The organism is Streptomyces alboflavus (assembly GCF_000716675.1).
In the GTDB taxonomy this organism is placed as follows: Bacteria; Actinomycetota; Actinomycetes; order Streptomycetales; family Streptomycetaceae; genus Streptomyces; species Streptomyces alboflavus.
On the sequence record NZ_JNXT01000004.1, the window covers coordinates 267,751 to 275,179 of the forward strand.

The 7,429-nt window shown below is 73.4% G+C and carries 5 protein-coding genes; 1 reads left to right on the top strand and 4 read right to left on the bottom strand.

The window, feature by feature from the left end:
• Window positions 1–91 precede the first annotated feature (91 nt).
• The 4 genes from OO63_RS05920 to OO63_RS05935 form a co-directional block, all read right to left on the bottom strand.
• Window positions 92–2,647, bottom strand: coding sequence for a sensor histidine kinase (locus OO63_RS05920; RefSeq protein ID WP_030358258.1), 2,556 nt, complete (start codon window positions 2,645–2,647; stop codon window positions 92–94).
• A gap of 44 nt (window positions 2,648–2,691) precedes the next feature.
• A complete protein-coding gene (locus OO63_RS05925; RefSeq protein WP_030358259.1) occupies window positions 2,692–5,235 on the bottom strand; it encodes an ATP-binding protein in 2,544 nt (847 codons plus the stop codon).
• A 10-nt stretch (window positions 5,236–5,245) separates the two neighbouring features.
• Window positions 5,246–5,335, bottom strand: a complete 90-nt coding sequence (gene kdpF, locus OO63_RS42815; protein ID WP_033263837.1) for a K(+)-transporting ATPase subunit F — start codon at window positions 5,333–5,335, stop codon at window positions 5,246–5,248.
• Between the two features lie 250 nt (window positions 5,336–5,585).
• Window positions 5,586–6,488, bottom strand: a complete 903-nt coding sequence (locus OO63_RS05935) for an NAD(P)-dependent oxidoreductase (RefSeq protein WP_030358260.1) — start codon at window positions 6,486–6,488, stop codon at window positions 5,586–5,588.
• A gap of 151 nt (window positions 6,489–6,639) precedes the next feature.
• Between OO63_RS05935 and OO63_RS05940 the strand changes: the two genes are divergently transcribed.
• Window positions 6,640–7,429, top strand: a 790-nt coding sequence (locus tag OO63_RS05940; RefSeq protein WP_030358261.1) for an AfsR/SARP family transcriptional regulator, incomplete at its 3' end; no start/stop codon positions are given.

Consider the following 7,429-nt stretch of genomic DNA (forward strand, 5'->3'; position numbering starts at 1 on the left):
TCCGTTCCGCGCCCGGTGCGTCCCGTACGTCTCCTACGTTTCGTACGTCACCCGGCGGCGGACGGCGACCGGAGGCGGCCTCGCGCCGGTCTCAGGACGTGGCGGCCGCGGGCAGGTCGGGGCTGACCTGCGGGCGCCCGGGCACCAGACGCAGCGCGAGGACCATGGTGAGCCCGCCGCCGGGGGTGTCCTCGGCGCTGAGGGTGCCGCCCATGGCCTCGGTGAAGCCGCGGGCGACGGCCAGGCCGAGGCCCACTCCGGCGCCGCGCGGGGAGTCGCCGTACCGCTGGAAGGGCTCGAAGATCCGCTCCTTGGCGTCGTCGGGCACGCCGGGGCCGCGGTCGGCCACGCGTAGCTGCACCTGGTCGGCCATGGTGCTCGCGGCGACCAGGACGCTCTCGCCCGCGGGGCTGTACTTCAGGGCGTTCTCTATGACGTTGGCGACGGCCCGCTCCAGGAGGCCCTTGTCGGCGGCGACCATGGGCAGGTCCTCGGGGATGTCGAGGGTCACGTGCTCGGCGGACGAGGCCATCCCTTCGAGGGCCAGCGGGACGACCTCGTCGAGGTCGATCTCGCGGACCATCGGCATGACGGTGTCGGTATGGAGCCGTGACATGTCCAGGAGGTTGCCGACGAGGTGGTCGAGGCGGTCGGCGCCCGCCTCGATGGCGGCGAGCAGTTCCGCCTGGTCCTCCTCGGACCACTCGATGTCGTCCGAGCGGAGGCTGGAGACGGACGCCTTGATGCCGGCGAGGGGGGTGCGCAGGTCGTGGCTGACGGCGGCGAGCAGGGCGGTGCGGATGCGGTTGCCCTCGGCGAGGGCGCGGGCCTCCTGCGCCTGGGACTGCAGGCGCTGGCGGTCCAGGACCACGGCGGCCTGCGCGGCGAAGGCGCCGAGGACGCGGCGGTCCTCGGCGGGCAGGACGCGGCCTGTGAGGGCGAGGGACATGTAGTCGCCGACGGGCATCTCGACGTCGGCGTCCTCGGGGCGGCCGACGTGCGGGCGGGGCCCGGCACTGGCCGTGCAGGTCCACAGGGCGATGTCGCTCTCGCGCTCCAGGAGCGCCACGGACTCCATGGCGAAGGTCTCGCGGACGGTCTCCAGGAGCGATTCGAGGCTGTTCTCGCCGCGCAGCACGCTGCCCGCCAGGTACGACAGGATCTCCGACTCGGCGCGCAGCCGGGCCGCCTGGTGGGTGCGGCGGGCCGCCAGGTCCACGACCGACGCCACGGACACCGCGACCGCCACGAAGATCACGAGGGCGACGATGTTCTTCGGGTTGGAGATCAGGATGTGGTGGACGGGCGGCGTGAAGAAGTAGTTGAGCAGCAGGGAGCCGAACGCCGCCGACGCGAGCGCCGGCACCAGACCTCCGAGCAGCGCCGACGCCACGGTGAGCGTCAGGAACAGCAGCATGTCGTTGGCGAGGCCGAGGTCGGGCGCCACGCCGCGCAGCAGCAGGGCGAGCACGATCGGCCCGGCGATGCCGACCAGCCAGCTCCAGATGATCCGGTTGCGGCCGAGGCGGGCCGCGCGCGGTGTCGCCGACAGGCTGCGTCCCTTGCCCGCCTCGTTGTGGGTGACCAGGTGGACGTCGAGGTCGGGCCCGGACTCGCGGGCGACGGTGGCGCCGACCCCGGGTCCGAACAGGTACTGCCAGGACCTGCGGCGGGAGACGCCGAGGACGATCTGGGTGGCGTTGACGCCGCGCGCGAACTCCAGGAGTGCCGCGGTGATGTCCTCCCCTATGACCTGGTGGAAGGAGCCGCCCAGGTCCTCCACGAGGGTGCGCTGGATCGCGAGTTCCTTCGGCGAGGCCGCGGTGAGGCCGTCGCTGCGGGCGATGTAGACGGCGAGGACCTCGCCGCCCGCGCCCTTCTCGGCGAGCCGCGCGGCACGACGCAGCAGGAAGCGGCCCTCGGGTCCGCCGGTCAGGCCGACGACGATGCGCTCGCGGGCCTGCCAGGTGGAGCGGATGTTGTGCTCGCCGCGGTACTGCTGGAGGTATTCGTCGACCCGGTCGGCCACCCAGAGGAGCGCCAGCTCGCGCAGGGCGGTGAGGTTTCCGGGGCGGAAGTAGTTGGACAGGGCCGCGTCGACCTTGTCGGCCTGGTAGATGTTGCCGTGCGCCATCCGGCGGCGCAGCGCCTGGGGCGACATGTCGACCAGCTCGATCTGGTCCGCCCGGCGCACCACCTCGTCGGGGATGCACTCGCGCTGCCGGACGCCGGTGATCGACTCGACGACGTCGCCGAGGGACTCCAGGTGCTGGATGTTGACGGTGGACACCACGTCGATGCCCGCGCCGAGCAGTTCTTCGACGTCCTGCCAGCGCTTGGTGTTGCGCGAGCCGGGGATGTTGGTGTGCGCCAGCTCGTCGACCAGGGCGACGGTCGGGGCGCGTTCGAGGACGGCGTCGACGTCCATCTCCGTGAACGTCGCTCCGCGGTACTCCAGATCCTTGCGCGGCAGCAGTTCGAGGCCGTGCAGCATCACCTCCGTGCGCGGACGGTTGTGGTGCTCCACGAAGGCCACTACGCAGTCGGTGCCCCGCTCGATACGCCGGTGCGCCTCGGACAGCATCGCGTACGTCTTGCCGACGCCCGGTGCCGCCCCCACGTAGATCCGAAGCTTGCCGCGTGCCATGAAACTCGTCTCTGCGCTCGGGGCTGATTGGTATGTGCACCAATTCAAAGGCGCTCAGAATGCCAGACGCCAGAGCCCCGCGCACCGTTGACTTCGCGCACCCGTTCCGCGAACGGCAGGGACAGGACCATGGTGAGCCCGCCGCCGGGAGTGTCCTCCGGGGTGAGCGTGCCGTCCATCGCCTCGGCGAGCCCTCGCGACAGGGCGAGACCGAGCCCGAGGCCTGTGGTGTTGTCGGTGTCGCCGAGCCGCTGGAAGGGCTCGAAGACGCGGTCGCGGTCGGCCGGCGGGAGGCCGGGGCCGCGGTCGACGACGCGCAGTTCCACCCGGCCCGCCAGGGCGCTCGCGGTGATCAGGACCTTGCCGCCGGCCGGGGTGTGGCGGGCGGCGTTGCCGACGAGGTTGGCTATCACCCGCTCCAGGAGCGGCGGGTCGGCGAGGACGGCGGGGATCTCCTCCATGCTGCCCGTCTCGACCGGGCAGTGGTCGGACAGCGAGTCGAGGGCGGGCGGCAGGACCTCTTCGAGCGCGGTGTCGCGCAGTTCCAGCTTGAGGGCGCCCGCCTGGAGCCGGCTCATGTCGAGGAGGTTGTCGACGAGGCGGTTGAGCCTGGCCATGGACTCGTCGGCGGTGGCGAGCAGTTCCTCCCGGTCGTGCTCGGAGAAGTCCAGGTCGCGGCTGCGCAGCGAGCCGATCGCGGCGAGGGCGGCGGCCAGCGGGGTGCGCAGGTCGTGGCCGACGGCGCGGAGCAGCGCGGTACGCATCCGGTCGGCGGCCTTGACGGGCTCCACCTCGGCGGCGGCCTCGGCGAGCCGGGCCCGCTCGACGGCGGCGCCGACGTGCGCGGCGAACGCGGCGAGGACGCGGCGGTCGGCGGAGGGCAGCGGACGGCCGCGCAGCACGAGGTAGGCGTCGGCGCCCGCGGGTACGGCGGTGACCGCCGCGTCGGAGGCGTCGGGCGGCTCCGCCACCAGCTCGGCGTCGTCCACGCCGAAGGCCTCCCGGGCGCGTTCGAGCAGGGCGGGAATGGGCTGTCCGCCGCGCACGATGGTGCCCGCGAGGGACGACATGGTCTCGGCCTCGGCGGTGGCGCGGGCCGAGCGCCGGGACAGACGAAGGGACCGGTCGACGACGGCGGCGACCGTGGCAGCGACGATCGCGAACACCACAAGCGCCAGCATGCTGTTCGGACCGCCCAGCGCGAAGTGCCCGACGGGCGGCATGAACCAGTAGTTGAGCAGCAGCGACGCGGTCACCGACGCCACCACCGCGGAGAGCACCCCGCCGATGCAGGCCACGCCCACGACGGCCAGCAGGAACAGCAGCGCCTCGCTGGTGAGGTTCAGGTGCTCGCGCGCCACGTCCAGGTCGAGGAGGCAGGTGAGCGCGCTCGGAAGGAGCAGCCCGGCGACGGGTCCGCCGACGCGCCGCGGGCCCGACAGCGTACGTCTGCGGGACGGCAGCAGCGTGCCCGCGCCCGCGCGTTCGTGGGTGACCGTGTGGACATCGATGTCGCCGGACGCCTCGACGACGGACTCGCCGGTGCCGCGGCCGGTGAGGAACCGCTCGACGCGGCCGCGGCGGCTGGAGCCGAGGACGAGCTGGGTGGCGTTCTCGGCGCGGGCGAACTCCACCAGGGCGGTCGCGACGTCGTCGCCGACGACCGAGTGGTAGCTGCCGCCCAGGTCCTCCGCGAGCCGCCGCTGCCGGGTCAGGGACGCGTGCGAGGTGCCCGCGGCGAGGCCGTCGCTGCGGGCGATGTGCACGGCGAGCAGCTCACCGCCGACGGAGCGGTCGGCGATGCGGGCGGCGCGGCGGATCAGGGTGTCGCCCTCGGGGCCGCCGGTGAGGCCGACGACGACGCGTTCGCGGGTCTCCCAGACGCCGCCGATGCCGTGCTCGGAGCGGTACGCGAGGAGGGCCTCGTCGACGCGGTCGGCGACCCACAGCAGGGCGAGCTGGCGCAGGGCGGTCAGGTTGCCGGTGCGGAAGCAGTTGGCGAGGGCCGCGTCCACCTTCTCGGGGGCGTGGATGTCGCCGTGCGCCATGCGGCGGCGCAGCGACTCCGGGTCGATGTCGACGAGCTCGATCTGGTGGGCGCGACGCACGACGTCGTCGGGGACCGTCTCGGCCTGCGGCACCTCGGTGATCTTCTCCACGACGTCCTTGAGGGACTCCATGTGCTGGATGTTGATCGTCGTGACGACGTCGATGCCGGCCGTGAGCAGCCGGTCGACGTCCTGCCAGCGCTTGGGGTTGCGGCCGTCGCCGGGCGCGTTGGTGTGGGCGAGGTCGTCGACGAGCACGACCTGCGGGGCGCGGGCGAGCACCGCGTCCAGGTCCAGCTCGGTGAACTCGCCGCCGCGGCAGTGGACGCGGGCGCGCTCCACGACGTCGAGCCCGGCCGCCCTCGCCTCCTTGAGCAGGGCTTCCGTGTGCGGGCGCCGGTGGCACTCCACGAGGCCCACGACGACGTCGGCGCCGTGTGCGGCCCGTCGCCGTCCTTCGTCGAGCATGCGGCAGGTCTTGCCTACCCCCGGTGCCGCACCGAGGTAGATCTTCAGCTGTCCGGGTCGTACGTGCGTCATCGCGCCGGTGTCAGAACCTCTCCGGGAAGAGCCGCGCGAGAACGAGATAGCCGACCAGGCTGACGGCGATGACGAGTCCCACCACATTCTCAGCGCTCACGGCCCTCAACTCCTTGGCGTGCTGGGTGACTTCTCCACCACGTGCCGGGTGACTCCTCCACCGAAGCCGCTCGCCGGACCTGCGGATACGCCCCTTGACAGTTCCTTGGCAGCTCGCACCAGGACGTTGACACAGCCTTGACATCCGGGCGCCACCGAGGCGGACCGGCCGCCCCGGGGTGCGGTGCCGCCCGCCCCGGGGCCGACCCGTCCAGCGGGCCCGCGACGCCGCGCCGACCCGTCGGACAGGCCTAGCGCAGCGACTCGATCGCGCGGGACATGCTCTCGGCGCCGTGGCCCTCGGACACCTGCTGCTCGAACAGCGTGTGCAGCGGGGCGAGCAGGTCGACGCCGACGCCGAGGTCCTTGGTCGCGGTGAGGATGTGGGCGAGGCCCACGGCGTTGATGTCCAGGTTGGACGTCTCGGTCCGGTAGTCCCCGGCGTCGATCTCGGCGGCGAAGCCGGGCAGCGCGGCGATGGCCTCCTTGAGCCAGCGCACCAGCAGCTCGGTGGCCTTCCCCGCCTCGATGCCGGCGGCGCGGCCGACGGCCACCGTCTGGAAGAACCCGGCGAACATCCCGTACATGCCGCTGAGCAGCGCCACGTCGTACACCGGCGCGAGCCCCGAGTCACCGCCGACGAACACCGCCGAGCCCAGCGTCTCCAGGAGCGTCCGGTACTGCGCGAAGGCCTCCTCGTCGCCGCTGTACAGGACGAACGCCTCCGGTGTCCCGACGGTCTGCGGGATCGCGTAGACCGCGCCGTCCACGTACGCGGCGCCCTGCCCGGTGACCCAGGCGCCGAGCTCGCGGGCCGGGTCGGGGGTGCCGGAGGTGAGGTTGACGACGACGCGGCCCGCGAGGGCGGCCGCGGTCGGCGTGAGCAGGGCGCGGACGGTCGTGTAGTCGAGTACGCAGACGACGACCAGGTCGCTCGCGGCGACGGCGTCGGCCGGGGTGGCCGCCAAGGTGGCGCCCCGGGCCACCAGGTCGTCCGCCTTGTCCTGCGAGCGGTTCCAGACGGTGACCTTGTGGCCCTGGTCGAGGAAGGTGCGGGCGAGGACCTGCCCGAGGTTGCCGAGCCCGATGACGGTGACGGTGACGGGCTCGGGGGTGGTGGTGTTCTCGCCGGTGGTGCGGGCGGTGTCGCTCATGGTGTGCCTCCGTGGATCGGCGGCCGGTGCGGTGCGCCCGGCCTGTGGTCATCACCTTGGCCGCGGGGCCTTTCCGTTCACTGCCGGTCGGCTGTCGCTTCGCTGTCGGCGCGGACGGCAGGGCGCTCACCTGCCGGGTTATCGTCACCGCATGCGATTCGGGGTGCTCGGTCCGCTGGCCGTGTGGACGACAGACGGTGCGGAGGTCGCCGTTCCCGGCGCCAAGGTCCGTGCGCTTCTCGCCCACTTGCTGGTGCACCCGGGACACGCGGTCTCCGCGGACCGGCTGATCGACGCCCTGTGGGGCGAGGAGTTGCCCGACCACCCCGCGAACGCCCTCCAGGGCAAGGTGTCGCAGCTGCGCCGCGCCCTGGAGCGGGCCGAGCCGGGCGGCAGGGCCCTGGTCGGGGCCGGGCCCGCCGGCTACACGCTGCGGGTGGCGGCGGACGCCGTCGACACGGGCCGGTTCGCACGGCTCCTCCAGCGGGCCAGGGCCACGGCCACGCCCCGGGAGCGGGTCCGGCTCCTGGACGAGGCGCTGGGGCTGTGGCGGGGCGAGGCGTTCGCCGACTTCACCGACGACGCGTTCGCGCGGGGCGCGATCGGCCGCCTGGAGGAGGACCGGCTCACCGCGTGGGAGGACCAGGCCGAGGCCCGCCTGGACTCCGGCGACCACGGACCGCTCGCCGCGGACCTGGCCGACCTGGCCGTGCGCCACCCGCTCCGGGAGCGACTGCGCGCCGCGCAACTGCGGGCCCTGTACCGCGCGGGCCGCCAGACGGAGGCCCTGGCCGCGTACGAGGAGTTGCGCCAGCGCCTGGACGGGGAGCTCGGCCTGGTGCCCGGGGCCGAACTGGCGGCGCTCCACGAGGCGATCTTGCGACAGGATCCGGGGCTGGATGCGGGGGTGCCGGGGCGGGGGCCGGTGCTGGGTGCGGGGG